Here is a 17840-nt window from a genome sequence, read left to right on the forward strand (position 1 = left end):
GCGATCCGCCGCCCGCCGCGTCCACGGCGTCAATGCCCGCCCGATCGCCAGCACGGCGGCGTCGAGCAGCAGCGCGAGCAGCACGGTCGCGATGACGCCCGTCCAGATCTCGGCGAAGATGCCTCGCTGGAACCCGTCGGTCAGCAGTGTGCCGAGGCTCGGCACGCCGATGAGGGCGCCCAGGGTGACCAGACTGATGGTCGACACCGACACGACCCGGATGCCTGAGATCAGCACCGGCACGGCGAGCGGCAGGTCGACGCGCCAGAACAGCCCGCGCGGGGCGAATCCGATGGCGAGCGCCGCGTCGCGCAGCTGCCCGTCGACCGAGGCGAACGCGTCGCACGCCGTGCGCACGAGCAGCGCCACCCCGTAGACGCTCAGGGCCGCCACCATGGTCTGCCACGAGCGCAGCGACGTACCGATCAGGGCGGGGATGATGATGAGGAGCGGGAGCGCCGGGATCGCGTACGCCAGCGACGCGATCGACAGCAGCGGCCCGCCGATGCGCGGTCTGCGGAACGCGAGGCGACCGATCGGCACCGCCACGACGATGCTGATGAGGATCGCGGGCACGCTCAGCAGGAGATGCTGAAGCGCGAGCTCCAGCACGAATTCCCGGTTCGCGATCGGCCAGTTCACTGCCCGAGCACTCCCACGGGCCTGCCTGCCGCGTCCACGGCGAGGCGCTGCCCGCCGTTCTCTACGACGTGCAGGCGGCGCTCCCCGCGGTCGGCGCCGACGAAATCGCGCACGAAGTCGTTCGCCGGACTGCCGAGAATCTCGGCGGGGGTGCCGCTCTGCGCGATCCGCCCGCCCGCCTCGAGCACGACGACCTCCTCGCCGATGAGGAACGCCTCGTCCACGTCGTGCGTGACGAAGAGGATGGTCTTGCCGAGTTCCGCCTGCAGGCGCAGCAGCTCCTGCTGCAGGTCGCGCCGCACGATCGGATCGACCGCTCCGAACGGTTCGTCCATGAGCAGGATGTTGGGATCGGAGGCGAGCGCCCGGGCGACGCCGACGCGCTGCTGCTGGCCGCCCGAGAGCTGAGCCGGATACCGGTCGCCGAGCGCGGGATCGAGACCCACGCGCTCGAGCAGCGCACCTGCGGCTCGACGCGCCTCGCGCCGGGAGGTGCCCGTGAGCACCGGCACGGTGGCGACGTTGTCGGCGACGGTGCGGTGCGGGAGCAGGCCGCCCTGCTGCAGCACGTAGCCGATCGATCGTCGCAGGTCGACCGCGTTGCGATCCCTCACGTCCTCGCCGTCGATCAGCACCCGGCCGCCGCTCGGCTCGACCATGCGGTTGACCATGCGCATCAGGGTCGTCTTGCCGGATCCGGACGAGCCGACCAGCACCACGGCACGATGCGAGGGGATCGTGTACGAGAACTCGTGCACGGCGGTGGCTCCGCCCGGGAACACCTTCGACACCCGCTCGAATTCGATCACGTCGCCCCCTCGGTGCATGCGCCGAAGGCGGCGCTGAAGTCAACCCTAATGCGCGGGGGCCGACCTCGTGCAAGGCCTTGTGATGAAATCGTGCTCTGCGTTATGCGTCGGCGCCGAGCGCGGCGGCGAGCGCCTCCCGCACGACGGCGATGCCGCGATCGAGTTCCTCGGCCGTGATGGTCAGTGCGGGGAGGAACTTCAGCACCTCGTCGCGAGCACCCGATGTCTCGATCACCACGCCGCGCTCGAACGCCTGCTGCGAGGCCGCCGCTGCGAGCTGCGGCATGGCCGTCGAAGCGAGCCCGTACATGAGACCGCGACCGCGCACCGTGAACTCCGCCGCCGGGAACTCGGCGGCGATTCCTTCGAGTGCTGAGCGCAGCTGCTGCTCCCGCTCCGCGATCGCGTCGGTGAAGGCGCTGTCGGCCCAGTACGTCTCGAGCGCGACCCGTGCCGAGACGAACGCGAGATTGTTGCCGCGGAACGTGCCCGTGTGCGCGCCGGGCTTCCACACGTCGATCTCCGGTCGCATCAGCAGCATCGCCATGGGCAGGCCCGAGGCGGAGATCGACTTCGACACGGTGACGAGATCGGGCACGATGCCCGACGCCTCGAAGCTGAAGAACGCCCCGCTGCGCCCGACGCCCGACTGGATGTCGTCGACGATGAGCAGAATGCCGCGCTGCTCGGTGATGGCGCGCAGACGCTGCAGCCAGCCGGCACCGGCCACGTTGATGCCGCCCTCGCCCTGGATCGTCTCCACGATCACGGCGGCGGGCAGGTCGAGCCCCGAGCCGGGATCGTCGAGCATGCGCTCCAGCAGGTCGAGCGTGTCGACCCCGGCGCCGAGATAGCCGTCGTACGGAAGTCGCGTGACGTCGCCGAGCGAGACGCCCCCCGCGGTACGATACTTCTCGTTGCCGGTCGCGGCGAGCGCGCCCAGGCTGAGGCCGTGGAACGCGTTCGTGAAGGCGACCACGTTCTGCCGGCCGGTCGCCTGGCGGGCCAGCTTCAGCGCCGATTCCACGGCGTTCGCCCCGGTGGGACCGGTGAACTGCATCTTGTAGTCGAGGCCGCGGGGTGCGAGCACGAGACGCTGGAATGCTTCGATGAAGTCGCGCTTCGCCGACGTGGCCATGTCGAGGCCGTGGATGATGCCGCCGCGCTGCAGGTAGTCGATCAGCGCGTTCGTGAAGACGGGGTTGTTGTGCCCGTAGTTCACGACTCCGGCGCCGCTGAAGAAGTCGAGGTACTCGCGACCGTCGTCGGCGGTGAGCACCGATCCCTGTGCGCGCTCGAAGACGACGGGGAACGAGCGGATGTACCCGCGCACCTCCGACTCGTACTGATCGAATACTGCAAGGTCGCTCATGGCTCAGCTCTCTCCATCCACCGTCGCGTGGCGCGGGGATGCCGCACCGCCTCTCGGACCGACGCGGGGTTCTGCGCCGATCGCCTGCTATCGAGGATAGGCGGTTTCGGCGGCTGCCCGACTCAGGCGGGCGGCGAAGCGCGGGAACGTGACGAGAGAAGGGAGGATTGGCCGCTTTAACGCGTACGGGCGTGAACCGAGGTTCCAGAGCGGCCAATCCTCCAGCGAGATGCGATCATTGCACCTCTGAGCAGCGTGCCCCCAGTCGCTAGGGGGGTGGGTGGTCTGCGGGCTTCTGCTGTACGGCAATACTCTCCCGGCACCGGGCCCCTGCGACGCTCTTGAGCCGAATCCCGGTATCGCCGGCCCATTTTGCAGTAGTGAAAACCGCCGCTTACGCATCTGAAACGGCATTCTCAGCACTTCTCGGCGCAAACTACGCAATTCTGTCGAGTGAATTTGCGTATTGCGCGTTGTCGCCGCTCCCCCGTTGCAGGGCCCGGCGCACGACCGGGCGCAGCGCGTTCGGCAGTGACAGAGGAATCTACGAGACGACCGCTGCCGCGTGCGCCGCCGCGTCGGCGAGCGACGAGGACCAGTCGAATGGCAAGGCGTCGAGCTTACCGGGGTGCGAGGTGACGACGGCCACGACCACCGACTCGGGGAGCTCTGTCGAGAGGAGACGCTGCAGGGCGCTCAGGAAGCGCGGTGCGGTCGCGATGAGCACCGGCGCGAGATCGACGAGGACGAAGCGCTCGGGTGCCCCGGCGAATCGGCTCTCGGCGAGGGCGTCGAGCGCTGCGATCGCCGCCTCTCCATGACGGACGTCGTATGCGAGGTCGTATTCTTCGAGCTGCACGTCGTCGGGCAGCAGCACCAGCGGTTCTCTGCCGGTGAGTCGGATAGCGGTTTCGAGAATCGAGGTGCAGCGCACCGACCAGTTCTCGTCGAACTCGCGGCCGAAGAGCATCCGTCGGGCCGACGCCCACGAGGGCTCGAATTCGCGTGGCGCGCGTCTCAGTTCCTCCGAGTGCTGATCGGCCTGCCAGTCCACGAGCAGCATGCGCTCCCCTACTTCGTACGGAGTGGCGCGCGTCGCACGAATGGCGCGCGCGCAAATGGACGACCCCGGCGTTCGACGATCATGCGCGATGCGCAACGTCGAACACCGGGGTGGGGCACGGGCGCTGTACACGCCCGTGCCGAGAGGACGCCTTAGACGTCCCGGGTCTGACGAACGGCTCGCCGATTCCGGCCTCCCCAGATCAGGGCCGCGACTCCGCCGCCGAAGAGCGCGACGATCCAGCCGTGGAGCGGCGAGAGCGAATCGCCGCCGGTCGTCGCGAGCGCCGCCGGCGGGGCACCCGCGTCCTGCGACGATGCGGGCGACCCGACGCTCGTCACCGCAGGATCGGCCGCGCCGGGCCCGGGCGCGTCGGGCGCAGCAGTGCCGGGAGTCGAGCCTGCGGCGTCGGGCGCCGGAGCCTCGGGGGCGGCGACCGGTGCGGGCACGGTCACCGTCGGCGTGTACGACGACGTCACCGCATTCCCCAGGGAATCCGTCACCCGATACTCGACCGGAGTGGCCGTACCCGAGAACGACGGTTCCGGAGTGAACACGATCACCCCGTCCTCGAGCGTGTACACGCCCTCACCCGGCACAGTCACCGTGGTCGTCGGAGCACCATCGGCATCCAGCAGCGTCAGCGAACCCGGATCCAACGGAGCCGACTCAGCACCCGCGGAATCATTCGCGAGCGGGTCGACCGACTGCGGCTCGGCCTGCGAACCCGTCGACTCATCAGCCACGGCGGTCGGCACCACCGGGATCACCGTCGGCGTGTACGACGCTGTCGCCCAGTCGCGGGAGAGCACGTCGGTCACCTGGTACTGCACGGGAGTCGCGGTTCCCGTGAAGCCGGGCTCGGGGGTGAACACGATCCTGCGGTGCTCGACGGTGTACACGCCCTCGCCGGGCACGGTCACCGTGTTCGTCTGCTCGCCGTTTGCGTCGAGCAGCGCCAGGGAGTCGGGCTCCAGCTGCAGGTCATCGGACCCGGCGGAGTCGTTCGCGAGCGGGTCGACCGACTGCGGCTCGCCCTGGAGCGCCGAGGACTCGTCGTCCACGGCGACGGGCGGCGGCGTCGTCCCGACCTCCACGGTCTCCGATGTGGTGCCCCGGGCGGTCAGGCCGTTGGGATTGGCATAGCTGACCTCGATCCCGACGATGTTGACGCCCTCGCCCAACCCATCGACCACCAATGTGCCGTCAGCGTTCAGGGTGACGGGGTGTTCCTCGCGAACGCCGTTGTTGACAACGATGAAGGTGTACTCGAGCCCGGGGAGGGTCGGGGAGACGGTGTGCTTCGTCTGCACCGTGTTCCCCTGCGAATACTCGAGGAGCTCCACCGCATCGACGGTCATCGTGACCGAGTACTGGCCGCTGCTGTTCCACGGAAGGTACTCCTGATCCAGGATCATGCGAATCGTGACGGAGGAGATATAGCCGTCCGGTGCGAGCTCCAGCGAGCTCCGCTCAGCGACTGCTGCGTGCACGGTCAGCGGAGCTGCGAAAGCCGCTGTCCCCGGGGCGACGAGCAATGCCGTGGCCGTAGCGGCAGCAGCGATGGTTCCTCGCATCCGCCTCTGCTTCCGCCCCATCTGACCTATTTCACTTCGAATGAACACTGCAATGAACCCCCTGCATGATTGAATCTGGCGCAACGCGCGACCTGAAGATTCAAACAAGCGGATGCCGCGCATTTCGGCGAATGAACGAAATGCAGTAGTGTTCGGCTCGGTTTTAAGTAGTGCGGAACGCTAAAGCAGTGATCCGCTGCCCACTTTTGCGGAGAGAGACTCGCGACTCGACACCCCGAGTTTCCTCATAATGCGGTACATGTGGCTGTCGACCGTGCGCACGCTGACGACGAGCCGAGCTGCGATCTCCTGGTTGCTCAGCCCGTTCGCCGCGAGCACGGCCACCTCCCGCTCGCGCTTCGACAGCGCAGTTCCCAGGCCTCCGAAGCGCGTGGAGTTGAAGACCCGTCCGCTGTGACGAATGCGCAGCCGCCGCTCGTGCGTCATCGCCTGCTCTCTGAGCTCGGGATTATGGCCTTCGGAGCAGAGGTCGACGGCGCGGCCGTAGGCGGCCATCGCCAGCCCGATGCGATGATGCGCTTCGAGTTCTTCGGCTGCGGCGAGCACCGCCCGAGCATCGCCGCGGGAGGCTCCGATGAGGTACTTCACATGCGATGCGTGCACCACGATCTCGGGCCGCTGCTCGATCAGTTCGATGGCCGCGGCGAGCCGCGTCTCGGTCATATGCATCTCGAGCGATGCCAGCATGTTGAGTTGAGCCGCGAAGATCGCTCCGCGATCCCGCAGCGCGATCGCGGAGTTCCAGAGGATGCGCGCCGCGCTCTTGAGATTCCCGTCGAGCACCTGCACCTGCGCCTCGCCCCAGGCGATGCTCTGCCCGGGCAGCGCGAGGTCGGCAGTGCCCTCCGAGCGCAGCAGACCGACGTACTTCGAGCACAGATCGTGCTGACCTCGGCTCGCCGCGAGCACCGCTGCCGCCACGAGCGCGATCGTACGGCTCCCGGGCGGGAGGGGAGCGAGATCGCCCGTGGACAGCACGACGTCGAGCAGTTCGCCCTGGAACTGCATATCGCCGCTGTGCAGGTTCGCATAGGCGACGGCCCCGGCGAAGGCCCGGAAGGACTGGAGATCGAGATTGCCGCGGGCCTCGTCGAGCCCGTTCGTCACATCTCGATACCCGGACTCGAAGTCCCCCTGAGCGAGCAGGCTGATTCCCTGGATCGCACGAGCGAAAGCCCGCTCGCCCTGGGGGTCGAGAGCGCGGAGTTCGGCATACACGCGATTGGCATCGCGCAGTCGTCCGGCGATGACGAGGACGTGCAGCTGCGCCTCGAGCAGTGCCGCCTGCACCGGCGCGGGCAGGTCGTCGGTGATCTCGAGCACCGCCTCGAACCCCTCGGGCACGGAGCGGAAATCGGCGCGGATGCTGATGCCCCGCGCGTCCAGGACTCTGCCGAAGCTGGCGAGCTCCCCCGAGTGGAGATCGAGGAACTCCAGTGCCTCGTCCACCCTGCCCAAGCCGTACGCCAGCCAGTCCGCTCGTCTCGCGAAGAACTCCGCTCGGGCGGCGATGTCGCCGCTGCGGGAATCCGTCTCGGCGTACACGCGCTCGATGGTCGCCCCCGACGCCGTCACGCCGGCCTGCGTGAGCACCTCGATGTACGCGTTCGCGGTGTGCACGTTGGGGCTCTTCTCCCACTCGTAGCCCGCGACCAGTTGACGCGTCTTCAGCGACTCCCGGAGCATGCCGGCGAACAGCGCGTCCTGCGTCTCACCGGCGGTGTTCAGATCGCTCCACACCTCGTCGAGCTCGAAATCGGGAGAGGCGCCGCCGAGCGTCGTGAGGATCCTCTCGGTGAGGCGAATGCGCCGTGCCGAGAGCGGATCATGCCGGAAGTAGCTGGTGAAGAGCGGGGGGACGACGGAGACGTAGTTGCTTCGCGTGCCCTGCGCGAAAGCGATCATCGCGCGCTCCTCGAGCAGTTCGAGCGTCGGCCAGTCGACGAGCGTGCGCACCGTGTCGATGTCGGCGAGCCCGATCATCGCGATCGTCTCGAGCGCATCGCGAGCGGCGGCGTCGAGGCTCTCCAGGTGCATCTCCATGACCGCGCGCAGCGTGGGGCTCCACAGCTCGCCGATCGCCGTCCACGGGTCGCCGTCGATCTGCACCAGCCGCCCCTCCCGCACGGTCGCGTCGATCAGGGAGAGCGCGAGGCCGACATTGCCGCCCGACTTCGAGTAGAGCCGACGGGAGGTACCCGGCTCGATGACGCCGCCCAGGTACTCGCTCATCGCCGCGTCGAGGTCTTCGAACCGCAGCGGAAGCATGTCGATGACGTAGGTCGGGGCGAGCGTCGCGGCCGGAAGACCGCTCGGCGTGTGGCGCGCGCGGAGACCCTGCAGGCGCGAGATCACGACCGGCACACCCGTCGACCGCCGGAGGAACTCGATGACCCCCCAGGACGCCTCATCGAGGTCGTCCCAGTCGTCGACGAAGAAAGCGCACCGATCGTTGGCGACGCGTTCGGCGAGCTGCCGCCCGACTTCTTCGATCACGTTCTCGGTCCGCCGCACCGACGCGAGTTCCACTGTTCCGGAGAGCGCGAGCGCGGCGAACGGATTCTCCTGCAATGAGGCGACACCGTGAATCTGGTGCACGGTCCACTCGTTGTCGTCGAGACGATTCGCGAGCGCCCCCATGAACGCAGTCCTGCCGCTTCCGCGGCTCCCCACCACGTCGACGCTCAGCCCGCTCTCGATGAGGCTCTGCGCCTTCGCGAGGCTGCGATCCCGACCCTTCACCCGCGGCGCTCCCCTCCTCATCGAGTACCCCGTTCGCGGCCCACGCTAGCACGGGGCCTCAGCGGGTGACACGGGGTCTCTCCGCGGACGAGCCGAACGGGTGCCGGGTCAGCACGCGCACTTGCACGGGGAACGCCGGGGCATCGTGCACACGGACGAGCACCCCCGACACCCCCAACGCACATGAACTCCCCCACACTCTGATCGCGGCCAACCTGCAGCCTAGAATCCAGCGCGCGGCTGAAACGCAAAAAGCGGGATTTGCAGCAATGAGTCGCGGTTCTTCACGTATCGAATCGCCGAAATGCAGTATGCAGAAGTGCGTTTTGCAGTAGTGAGACCCTGATACTCATCAACCGCAGCACGTGCTTCCGCAATTCCGAGCGCCGGTCGGCGAACGGCAGCATCGCGCTTGCGCGTGCGAGCGATCGTCGCCGGCACAGCACGAACCCCCGGCGAGCGCTGCGCGCTCACCGGGGGTTCGGCAGAGGTGCTCGGTGCGGGGACTCAGCCGGTCTCAGCTGCCTCCCCGCACCGATGGGTCAGGCGTCGACGGTCGCCGCGACGGCCTCCACATCGGCTTCGAGATTGCGCCGCAGCGCCGCCCCGAGCTCGGCGTCGACCTGGGTCCAGTACGCGATCGCCCGCTCGCGGATCTCGGGGCTCTGCACGGCTCCCACCGCACCGGTGATGGTCTTCAGGAACCGCTCCTGCGCAGCCGCATCGAACACCTCGCGGTAGAGCGTGCCGGCCTGACCGAAGTCGTCGTCCTCGGCGTGGAGCGTGGCGGCCGTGCGCACCAGCTCGCCGTCCGACTCCCAGGAGCCGACGCCGGCGGCTGCGGCATCCGCGGTCGGGCCGCCCTTCGAGTTGGGAGCGTAGACCGGGGTGCTCGGTGAGTTGAACCCGTGGCGCTGCGCGCCGTCCTGCGAGTAGTTCGCCACGGGGGCGACCGGCGCGTTGACGGGGATCTGGTTGTAGTTGGTGCCGACGCGGTACCGCTGCGCATCGGGGTACGAGAAGACGCGGGCCTGCAGCATGCGGTCGGGGCTGATGTCGATGCCGGGAACGGTGTTCGCCGGCGAGAACGCCGCCTGCTCGATCTGCGCGAAGAAGTTCTCGGGGTTGCGGTTGAGCGTGTGCACGCCGACCTCGATCAGCGGGTAGTCCGCGTGCGGCCACACCTTGGTGAGGTCGAACGGGTTGAAGCGGTACGTCTTCGCGTCCTCGTAGGGCATGACCTGCACCGACAGCTTCCACGACGGGTACTCGCCGCGCTCGATCGCCTCGTAGAGATCGCGGCGGTAGTAGTCGGCGTCGGCGCCGGCGATCGCCTCCGCCTCCTCGCTCGACATCTCGACGTTGCCCTGCAGGGCGTCGAAGTGGTACTTCACCCAGAACCGCTCACCCGCGGCGTTGATCCACTGGTACGTGTGCGAGCCGAATCCGGGCATGTGGCGCCACGAGCGGGGCAGGCCGCGGTCTCCCATGAGGTAGGTCACCTGGTGGGCCGACTCGGGCGAGAGCGTCCAGAAATCCCACTGCATGTCGGCGTCGCGCAGGCCGGAACCCGGCAGTCGCTTCTGCGAGTGGATGAAGTCGGGGAACTTGATGCCGTCGCGGATGAAGAACACGGGGGTGTTGTTGCCGACGATGTCGTAGTTGCCCTCGGTGGTGTAGAACTTCACCGAGAAGCCGCGCACGTCGCGCCAGGTGTCGGGCGATCCCTGCTCGCCGGCGACGGAGGAGAAGCGCTGCACGGTCTCCGTACGGGCGCCCGGCTGGAAGACTGCGGCACGGGTGTAGGCCGAGACGTCTCCGGTGACGACGAACTCGCCGAACGCGCCGCCGCCCTTGGCGTGGACGATGCGCTCGGGGATGCGCTCGCGGTTGAACTGCGCGAGCTTCTCGACGAGGTAGCGGTCGTGGAGGGCGATCGCGCCGTCGCGACCGGCGGCGAGCGAGTGCTCGTCGCTTGCGACGGGAGTTCCGGTCTGGGTCGTGGTGTCGGGTGTACTCATGTTGCTCCTCAGGAGTGTCGCGCAAGACGGATACCGCTCCGGGGCCGGAGCGAACGTGCGTATTCGGCTATGCGGCCGAGGCGGCGCAGTCGGGGCAGGTGCCCCAGAACGTCACCTCGGCGGTCTGTACGGTGTAGCCCCCCGTCTCGGACGGGGAGAGGCAGGGCGCGTGGCCGACGACGCAGTCGACATCCGAGATCGCACCGCACTGGGAGCAGACCACGTGATGATGGTTGTCGTTCACGCGCCGCTCGTAGAGCGCCGCGGATCCCGCCGGCTCGATGCGGCGGGTGAGCCCCGCCGCGGTCAGGTCGGCGAGAATGTTGTGCACCGACTGGATCGATGTGGTCGGCAGCGCACTGGAGACCACTCGGAACACGTGCTCCGCATCCGAGTGGGGCATGGAGACGAGTGCCTCGAGCACGGCGATGCGCCCCGCCGTGGCCCGCAGGCCGGCGTCGCGCAGCGCGTGCTCGGTGGTCGTCTCCATGCACCCCACCCTAGCCCGTTGTTTTGAGCAATTCAAATATAGGGCGCCCCCCGGCGCGGCGGAGTGGCGAGCAGAGCGCCGCAGCCCGCCGCGATCACTGCGCGCGCACGGCCTCCGCGATCGGCGTCTCTCCCGAGTTGAAGCGGATGGAGCGATGCACGGTGCTCTCGTCGGCGAGCACCGCCGCGATCGTCGCCGCGACATCAGCGCGCGCCACCGTCGACGCCTCGGCGGGATCGACGTCGATCGCACCCGTTCCCGGATCGAGGGTCAAACCGCTCGGCCCGAGCACCGTCCACGCGAGCCCCGACTCCCGCAGGTGCTCGTCGGCCTGCGACTTCGCCTCGGCGTACGTGTAGAAGGAGTTCTCGGGGTCGACGCCGTGATCGCGGGAGGCCCCGAAGTACGAGACCATGACGTAGCGCTGCACCCCGGCGCGAGCCGCGGCGTCCATCGTGCGGATCGCCGCATCCCGGTCGACCGCGAGGGTGCGCCGCGCGTCTCCCCCGCCCGCACCCGCCGACCACACCACGGCGTCGTGGCCGGCGACGACCTCGGTCAGCTGGTCGACGTCGAGCTGCTCGACGTCGACCACGAGCGGCTCGGCGCCCGCGGCGCGCACGTCGTCCGCCTGATCCGGGTTGCGGATCACCGCCGTCACCGCGTCGCCCCGCCCCGCGAGCAGGGGTTCCGTGAGCAGTGCGATCTTGCCGTGTCCGCCGAAGATGATGATGCGTGCCATGCGCTCCACACTACGCCGCAGCGGAGCCGGTTTCTCCAGGGGCGAAACGCGATCGGCGGCACCTCGGGGCTGCTTCGGCGCGCCCCGCTCGCGCGTCTAGCGCCGCGCCCGGCGCCTCGCAACGGGGTGCCGCTCGGGGCCCGTCTCGGGGAGAGTGGAGATCGTCGGCCCGGAAACCGGGTCTCGACGGACAACGAACTCCCGAACCCAGGAGGTACTTCCATGTCACATCTCACCGGTAAGCGCGTCGCGGTTCTCGCAACGGACGGCTTCGAGGACTCCGAGCTCACCGAACCGATCTCGGCGGTGCAGGAGCACGGCGCAGAGGTCACCGTCGTCTCCACCAAGACCGGCTCGATCACCGGCAAGAACGGTCACGAGCAGGAGGTCTCCCTCACGTCGGCCGACGCGAACGCGGACGACTTCGACGCGCTCGTGCTCCCCGGCGGCGTCGTCAACGGCGATCAGATCAGGCTCGACGCCGACGCGGTGGCGTTCACGAAGAGCTTCTTCGCCCAGCACAAGCCGGTCGGAGCGATCTGCCACGGCGGGTGGATTCTCGCCGATGCCGACGTGCTCGGCGGCCGCACCGTCACCTCCTACGCCAGCCTCCGCACCGACCTGCAGAACGCCGGTGCGACGTGGGTCGACGAGGAGGTCGTGGTCGATCAGGGGCTCGTCACGAGCCGCACGCCCGACGACCTCCCGGCCTTCAACGCCAAGCTGGTCGAGGAGATCGGCGAGGGCAAGCACCCCGGCCAGACCGCGTAGCCCTTTCGCCGCGCGGGCGGCGGCGACGCCCGACACGACTCGGCCGCTCGCGATGCGGGTCCCCTGCAGGGATCCGGATCGCGGGCGGCTGCTTCGTCTCCGCGGGTTCCCGCCCGCTGCACCCGCAGCGCGCGAACGCGCCGGCTCAGGTTCCGCAGAAAGTGACGTGCGCCGGCCCGCCCTCGGGGGCCGGCCGCTCGTACCGCTCGCTGCCGCTCTGCTCCTCGAACGGACGCGCCAGCACGTCGAGCAAGCGGGAGAACGGCGCGAAATCGCCTCGCTCCGCCGCGTCGAGCGCCTCTTCGACCAGGTGGTTGCGGGGAATGTAGAGCGGGTTGGCGCGATTCATCTCGTCCGCGTCGGGCCCCGCGCCCAGCCAGCGCTGCACCCAGTGCCCGGAACCCCCGTCGCCCGCTCCGCTCCCGCCGCCCTCGCGGGGCAGCACCCCGTCGAGCGCGGTGGAATCGCCAGCGGCCGCCCGGCCCAGGGCACGGAAGAAGCTGGTGTAGTCGATGCGGTGACGCTGCAGGTCCGTCAGCATATCGGCGGTGAGCTCGGCGAGCGCGCCATCGTCGACCGCCACCCGGCCCGCGGGGTGCGCGAGCCCGAGCTTGCCGCGCATTCCGGCCATCCAGGCGTCGTTGTAGAGCCCCCCGAAGCGATCGAGGGAGGCGACCGCCGTCGCCTTCGCCGTTTCGACGTCCGGGTCGAGCAGCGGGAGCAGTGCCTCCGCGAACCGCGTGAGGTTCCAGAGCGCGATGGAGGGCTGATTGCCGTAGGCGTACCGACCCTGGTGATCGATCGAGCTGAAGGACGCCGCGGGGTCGAAGGCGTCGATGAACGCGCAGGGCCCGTAGTCGATGGTCTCGCCCGAGATCGTCATGTTGTCGGTGTTCATCACCCCGTGCACGAAGCCGACCAGCACCCACTGCGCGACGAGGCCCGCCTGCGCGCGCACCACCGCGTCGAGCAGCCCGGCGTACCGATCGGGGGCGCCGGCCAGCTCGGGTGCGTGCCGCTCGACGGCGTAGTCGGCGAGGCGCGTCAGCACCTCGCCGTCTCCGAGCCCCCGCGCGAACTGGAACGAGCCGACGCGCAGGTGGCTGCTGGCGACGCGCGCGAGCACGGCTCCGTCGCGCAGCTCGCCGTCGCGCGGCACGCGCCGCCCCGTTGCGACCACCCCGAGCGCGCGGGTGGTCGGCACGCCGAGGGCCGCCATCGCCTCCCCCATGAGGTACTCCCGTAGCATCGGGGCCACCGCGGCGAACCCGTCGGCCCGCGCGAAGGGCGTGCGCCCCGATCCCTTGAGGTGCAGATCGCGGAGGCGCCCGGCCGGGTCGCGCATCTCGCCGAGCAGCAGCGCGCGGCCATCGCCGAGTCTCGGCGAGTAGCCGCCGAACTGGTGCCCGGCGTACGCCTGAGCCACGGGGGCGCTCCCCCGGGGCAGCGCGTTGCCGAGCAGAAAGCGCGCGCGCAGCGGCTCGGGGAGGCGATCGGCGTCGATGCCGAGCTCTGCGGCGAGCGCGTCGTTCCAGACGAGCGTGCGCGGCGTCTCCGGGTGGAACGCGCGCCACGGCACGGCGAGCTCGGGCAGCCGCGAGGCGAAGTCGTGCTCGAGGGTGATGCCGGCGGAGGCGGGGAGCGCATCGACGCGCTCCGTCCGTGCGGCGTCGGCGCGCACCGACTCGGTCGAGGGCGGCTCAGTGGGCAGGGGCTCGATGGATTCGGCGTCGGCTGACATGCGGCGAGTCTACGGAGCGCGCGGGGCTCGGCAACGGGGGTGGACACGGGCGGCGCGCCGTGGCACGTCGGTCGCGAGATGATCTGCTGCCGCTCTCGGCAGCCTCCGACTTCCGCTTTCGAGACGAGAGCGCTACAGTTTTACTAGCTTGGCTAGATACTTTCCTTGGGAGATAGTAGAGAATTGTCTCAACAACGCACCGATCCTGACGCCACCCCCGCCCGCGCCGCCCACCCCGCGCACGCCGCGCACGCCGCATCCGCGGCTGCAGCAGCCCCGTCACCCCCGGGCTCGACGCCGCGGCGCGGACGCCGCTGGCTCCGCATCTTTCTCCCCGCCGTACTGATCGTGCTGTGGTTCGCCGGCGCCGGGGCCGGGGGCCCGCTCTTCGGCAAGGTCGACGAGGTCTCCTCGAACGACCAGACGGCCTACCTCCCCTCCTCCGCCGACGCGACCGCGGTGCGCGATGTGCAAGACGACTTCCTCGGCAGCGACTCCATCCCGGCGATCGTCGTCTTCTCGTCCGCCGACGGCTCCGCCCTCTCCGACGAACAGCTGAGCGCCATCGACACGGCCGCCTCCGACGCGGCCGCGCTCCCCGGCATCGGCGACGAGAGCTCCCCCGCCATCCCGTCCGAGGACGGCCAGGCCGTGCAGCTCTTCGTGCCGATCGACGCCGATGCCGAGGTGACCGAGGTCGTCGAGCAGCTCGGCGAGACGCTGCGCGACGACGCCCCGGCAGGAGTCGACGTGCACGTCACCGGACCGGCGGGATTCACCGCGGACCTCGCCGCAGGCTTCGCCGGCATCGACGGCATCCTCCTCCTGGTCGCGCTCCTCGCGGTGCTCGTCATCCTCGTGATCGTCTACCGCTCCCTCCTGCTCCCCCTCGTGGTGCTCAGCACCAGCCTGTTCGCCCTGTGCGTCGCGCTCTTCGTGGTCTGGCACCTCGCGGATGCCGGCGTGCTGCTGCTCAGCGGGCAGACCCAGGGCATCCTCTTCATCCTCGTCATCGGCGCGGCGACCGACTACTCGCTGCTGCTCGTCGCCCGCTTCCGGGAGGAGCTGCGAGTCGCGCAGGATCGCGGTGCCGCGATCCTCGCCGCGATCAAGGGCTCCTTCGAGCCGATCCTCGCCTCGGGCGGCACCGTGATCGTCGGCCTGCTCTGCCTGCTGCTCAGCGACCTCAAGTCGAACAGCACGCTCGGCCCCGTGGCGGCGATCGGCATCGTCTTCGCCATGCTCGCCGCCCTCACGCTGCTGCCCGCGCTGCTCTTCGCGTTCGGCCGCGCCGCCTACTGGCCGCGCCGCCCGAAGTTCGAGCCCGACGTCGTCGCCGCCGAGAACGGCATGCCCACCCGCGGCCTGTGGCGGCGCCTCGCCGAGGTGATCCGGCGCCACCCGCGCCCCATCTGGATCGTCACCACCATCGTGCTGGCGCTCGGGGCGGTCGGCGTCGCGCAGTTGCAGGCGAGCGGGATCCCCCAGTCCGATCTCGTGGTCGGGCAGTCGGAGGCCCGCGACGGCCAGGCTGTGCTCGGCGAGCACTTCCCGGGAGGGTCGGGCAGCCCCGCCTACATCCTCGTCGACGAGGATCGCCTGCAGCAGACCGCCGACACCGCGCTCGCGCAGGACGGCATCGACAGCGTCGCCGTCACAGCCGAGGACTCGCCGAGCGGCACCGCGCCGGTGACTGCGGACGGGATCCAGGCCTTCGGCCCGCCCGGCACCCCGGCCGCGGAGCCCACGGTGCGCGACGGCAAGGTGCTGCTGCAGGCCACGCTCTCCGACGCCGCCGATTCCGACGCGGCGGCGGAGACGATCACCGGCCTGCGCGCCGAACTCGACGGGACCGCCCTCGTGGGCGGCGTCACCGCCACCGCGGTCGACACGAACCAGGCGTCGATCCACGATCGCAACCTCATCATCCCGCTCGTGCTCGGCGTGATCCTCGTGATCCTCATGCTGCTGCTGCGATCCGTCCTCGCCCCCGTGCTGCTCATCCTCACGACGGTGCTCTCGTTCGGCACCGCGCTCGGGGTCTCGGCGCTCGTCTTCAACCACGTGCTCGACTTCCCCGGCGCCGACCCGGCCGTGCCCCTCTACGGGTTCGTCTTCCTCGTCGCCCTGGGCATCGACTACAACATCTTCCTGATGACCCGAGTGCGCGAGGAGTCGCGACGGCACGGCACCCGCGAGGGCATTCTCCGCGGACTCACCATCACCGGCGGCGTCATCACCTCGGCGGGCCTCGTGCTGGCCGCGACGTTCGCCGCACTGTCGGTGATCCCGATCCTGTTCCTCGTGCAGATCGCCTTCATCGTCGCATTCGGGGTGCTGCTCGACACCTTCATCGTGCGTTCGCTGCTCGTGCCCGCGCTCTCGACCGATATCGGCAGGGCGATCTGGTGGCCCTCGAAGCTGTCGCGCACCGAGAATGGTGAGTGATGGATACTCAGAGCACTCCCGCACCCCAGCCGCGCCACGTTCCGCGGGTCGTGATCAGCGGCGCCTCCGGGCTGATCGGCGGCGCCCTCGCGCGCTCGCTCGAAGCCGACGGAGTGGCCGTCACCCGCCTCGTGCGCCGCGCCCCGCGCCGCCCGAACGAGGTCGAGTGGCGTCCGGGCGATGAGCCGCTCGACCCCGAGACGCTCGCGGGCGCCCGCGCCGTGGTGTGCCTGAACGGGGCGAGCATCGGCCGGCTGCCCTGGTCGCCCGCCTACCGCACCGCGCTGCTCGAATCCCGGATCGCGCCGACGCGCACCCTGGCCGCCGCGATCCGCGCACTCGGCGCCGAGGCGCCCGCCTTCCTCAGCGCCTCGGCCGTCGGCTACTACGGCGACCGACCCGGGGAGCGGTTGACCGAGGCGAGCGACCCCGGAAGCACCTTCCTCGCCGAGATCTGCGTCGCGTGGGAGCACGCGGCGCTGGAGGCGGGATCGGAGGCGCGCGTCGTGCTCCTGCGCACCGCCCCGCTCATCGACCGCGGCGGAGTGCTGAAGCCGCTGCTGCTGCTCACCCGGCTCGGTCTCAGCGGCCCGCTCGGCGGCGGCCGGCAGCGGTGGCCGTGGATCTCGCTCGCCGACGAGGTGCGCGCGATCCGCCACCTCATCGACGGCGACGTGTCGGGCCCGGTGAATCTCACCGGCCCCACCCCGGCGACGGCGAACGACACCGGGCGGGCGATCGCGAGAACCCTGCGCCGCCCGTTCCTGATCCCCGCCCCGGCGTGGGCGCTGCGGCTCGTGCTCGGTCGCGACGCCGCGGACGCACTGCTCCTCTCCGACGCGGAGGTCGCCCCCGACGCGCTGCTCGCCTCCGGGTTCCGCTTCACCCACCGCACCGTCGAGGAGGCCGTCGACGCGGCGCTCGTGAGCGACCGCTAGTCGTCGCGGTCGATCGCCGCACCCAGCACGCGGAACGCGCGCTCCGCCACCGCGAGCTCGGCGGCCGAGAACCGGGCCATCGCCTCGCGCATGGCGTGGAGGTGCGGGCTGAATCGCCGGAAGAACTCGTGCCGCGCGGCGTCGGTGAGCTCGATCACGCGCGCACGCCGATCGCTCGGGTGCGGGGCGCGGCGCAGGTGCCCCGACGCGCTGAGCCGATCGATCAGCTTCGTCGTGGACGCCGTCGAGATGCGCAGGTGGGCCGACACGTCTCGAGGGGTCACCAGGCGGCCCTCCTCCTCGCGGATGATGAGGAGGCGCAGCGCGGCCAGGTCGCTCGCGTTCATCGCCATGCCCTGCTTCATCCCCGCGGACATGCGATCGTGGGCGTCGCCGAATCCGCGCACCGCGCGCATCACGGCGAGCACCGCTGCGTCGTGCTCCGCATCCCCCTGCATCATCG

At 70.0% G+C, this 17840-nt stretch carries 14 protein-coding genes; 3 read left to right on the forward strand and 11 right to left on the reverse strand.

Going from position 1 to position 17840, the window contains the following annotated elements:
- The 9 genes from NS354_RS07775 to NS354_RS07815 form a co-directional block, all read right to left on the reverse strand.
- Positions 1-642, reverse strand: a 642-nt coding sequence (locus NS354_RS07775) for an ABC transporter permease (protein ID WP_058593995.1), incomplete at its 3' end; no start/stop codon positions are given.
- Entirely contained in the window at positions 639-1451 is an 813-nt protein-coding gene (locus tag NS354_RS07780) for an ABC transporter ATP-binding protein (RefSeq protein WP_058593996.1), read from the reverse strand. The genes NS354_RS07780 and NS354_RS07775, both read right to left, overlap by 4 nt.
- 100 nt (positions 1452-1551) lie before the next feature.
- On the reverse strand, positions 1552-2823 hold the full coding sequence (gene ectB / locus NS354_RS07785; protein ID WP_058593997.1) for a diaminobutyrate--2-oxoglutarate transaminase: 1272 nt from the start codon (positions 2821-2823) through the stop codon (positions 1552-1554).
- Between the two features lie 544 nt (positions 2824-3367).
- Positions 3368-3886 (reverse strand): hypothetical protein, encoded by a 519-nt coding sequence (locus tag NS354_RS07790; RefSeq protein WP_058593998.1) that lies wholly within the window; start codon positions 3884-3886, stop codon positions 3368-3370.
- Positions 3887-4038: 152 nt separating this feature from the next.
- Entirely contained in the window at positions 4039-5379 is a 1341-nt protein-coding gene (locus NS354_RS07795; RefSeq protein ID WP_193750732.1) for an Ig-like domain-containing protein, read from the reverse strand.
- Between the two features lie 264 nt (positions 5380-5643).
- Entirely contained in the window at positions 5644-8226 is a 2583-nt protein-coding gene (locus NS354_RS07800) for a helix-turn-helix transcriptional regulator (protein ID WP_058594000.1), read from the reverse strand.
- A 542-nt stretch (positions 8227-8768) separates the two neighbouring features.
- Complete coding sequence (locus NS354_RS07805; RefSeq protein WP_058594001.1) at positions 8769-10247, reverse strand: catalase; 1479 nt, start codon at positions 10245-10247, stop codon at positions 8769-8771.
- A 67-nt stretch (positions 10248-10314) separates the two neighbouring features.
- Positions 10315-10737, reverse strand: a complete 423-nt coding sequence (locus tag NS354_RS07810) for a Fur family transcriptional regulator (RefSeq protein WP_058594002.1) — start codon at positions 10735-10737, stop codon at positions 10315-10317.
- A gap of 94 nt (positions 10738-10831) precedes the next feature.
- Positions 10832-11479, reverse strand: a complete 648-nt coding sequence (locus NS354_RS07815; protein ID WP_058594003.1) for an SDR family oxidoreductase — start codon at positions 11477-11479, stop codon at positions 10832-10834.
- Between the two features lie 222 nt (positions 11480-11701).
- Between NS354_RS07815 and NS354_RS07820 the strand changes: the two genes are divergently transcribed.
- Positions 11702-12250, forward strand: a complete 549-nt coding sequence (locus tag NS354_RS07820) for a type 1 glutamine amidotransferase domain-containing protein (RefSeq protein WP_058594004.1) — start codon at positions 11702-11704, stop codon at positions 12248-12250.
- Between the two features lie 145 nt (positions 12251-12395).
- Here NS354_RS07820 and NS354_RS07825 read toward each other — a convergent pair whose 3' ends face one another.
- Positions 12396-13991: a protein adenylyltransferase SelO gene (locus NS354_RS07825; protein WP_241490423.1), complete on the reverse strand. Its 1596-nt coding sequence runs from the start codon at positions 13989-13991 to the stop codon at positions 12396-12398.
- Between the two features lie 324 nt (positions 13992-14315).
- Between NS354_RS07825 and NS354_RS07830 the strand changes: the two genes are divergently transcribed.
- Both NS354_RS07830 and NS354_RS07835 read left to right on the forward strand, forming a co-directional pair.
- Positions 14316-16439: an MMPL family transporter gene (locus NS354_RS07830; protein WP_058594017.1), complete on the forward strand. Its 2124-nt coding sequence runs from the start codon at positions 14316-14318 to the stop codon at positions 16437-16439.
- The gene (locus NS354_RS07835; RefSeq protein WP_058594005.1) at positions 16439-17377 is read left to right on the forward strand and encodes a TIGR01777 family oxidoreductase; all 939 of its coding nucleotides are present in this window, start codon (positions 16439-16441) and stop codon (positions 17375-17377) included. The genes NS354_RS07830 and NS354_RS07835 overlap by 1 nt, the downstream gene beginning before the upstream one ends.
- Here NS354_RS07835 and NS354_RS07840 read toward each other — a convergent pair.
- A complete protein-coding gene (locus NS354_RS07840; protein ID WP_241490428.1) occupies positions 17374-17838 on the reverse strand; it encodes a MarR family winged helix-turn-helix transcriptional regulator in 465 nt (154 codons plus the stop codon). The two genes, NS354_RS07835 and NS354_RS07840, sit on opposite strands and share 4 nt — an antisense overlap.
- Positions 17839-17840 lie beyond the last annotated feature (2 nt).

The sequence above is a fragment of the Leucobacter chromiiresistens genome (assembly GCF_001477055.1).
GTDB classification, from domain to species: Bacteria; Actinomycetota; Actinomycetes; order Actinomycetales; family Microbacteriaceae; genus Leucobacter; species Leucobacter chromiiresistens_A.

Coding starts and splice junctions, on each gene's coding strand:
- NS354_RS07810 (WP_058594002.1), bottom strand. CDS start 10,737: ATGGAGACGACCACCGAGCACGCGCTGCGCGACGCCGGCCTGCGGGCC.
- NS354_RS07840 (WP_241490428.1), bottom strand. CDS start 17,838: ATGATGCAGGGGGATGCGGAGCACGACGCAGCGGTGCTCGCCGTGATG.
- NS354_RS07820 (WP_058594004.1), top strand. CDS start 11,702: ATGTCACATCTCACCGGTAAGCGCGTCGCGGTTCTCGCAACGGACGGC.
- NS354_RS07825 (WP_241490423.1), bottom strand. CDS start 13,991: ATGTCAGCCGACGCCGAATCCATCGAGCCCCTGCCCACTGAGCCGCCC.
- NS354_RS07835 (WP_058594005.1), top strand. CDS start 16,439: ATGGATACTCAGAGCACTCCCGCACCCCAGCCGCGCCACGTTCCGCGG.
- NS354_RS07815 (WP_058594003.1), bottom strand. CDS start 11,479: ATGGCACGCATCATCATCTTCGGCGGACACGGCAAGATCGCACTGCTC.
- NS354_RS07805 (WP_058594001.1), bottom strand. CDS start 10,247: ATGAGTACACCCGACACCACGACCCAGACCGGAACTCCCGTCGCAAGC.
- ectB (WP_058593997.1), bottom strand. CDS start 2,823: ATGAGCGACCTTGCAGTATTCGATCAGTACGAGTCGGAGGTGCGCGGG.
- NS354_RS07790 (WP_058593998.1), bottom strand. CDS start 3,886: ATGCTGCTCGTGGACTGGCAGGCCGATCAGCACTCGGAGGAACTGAGA.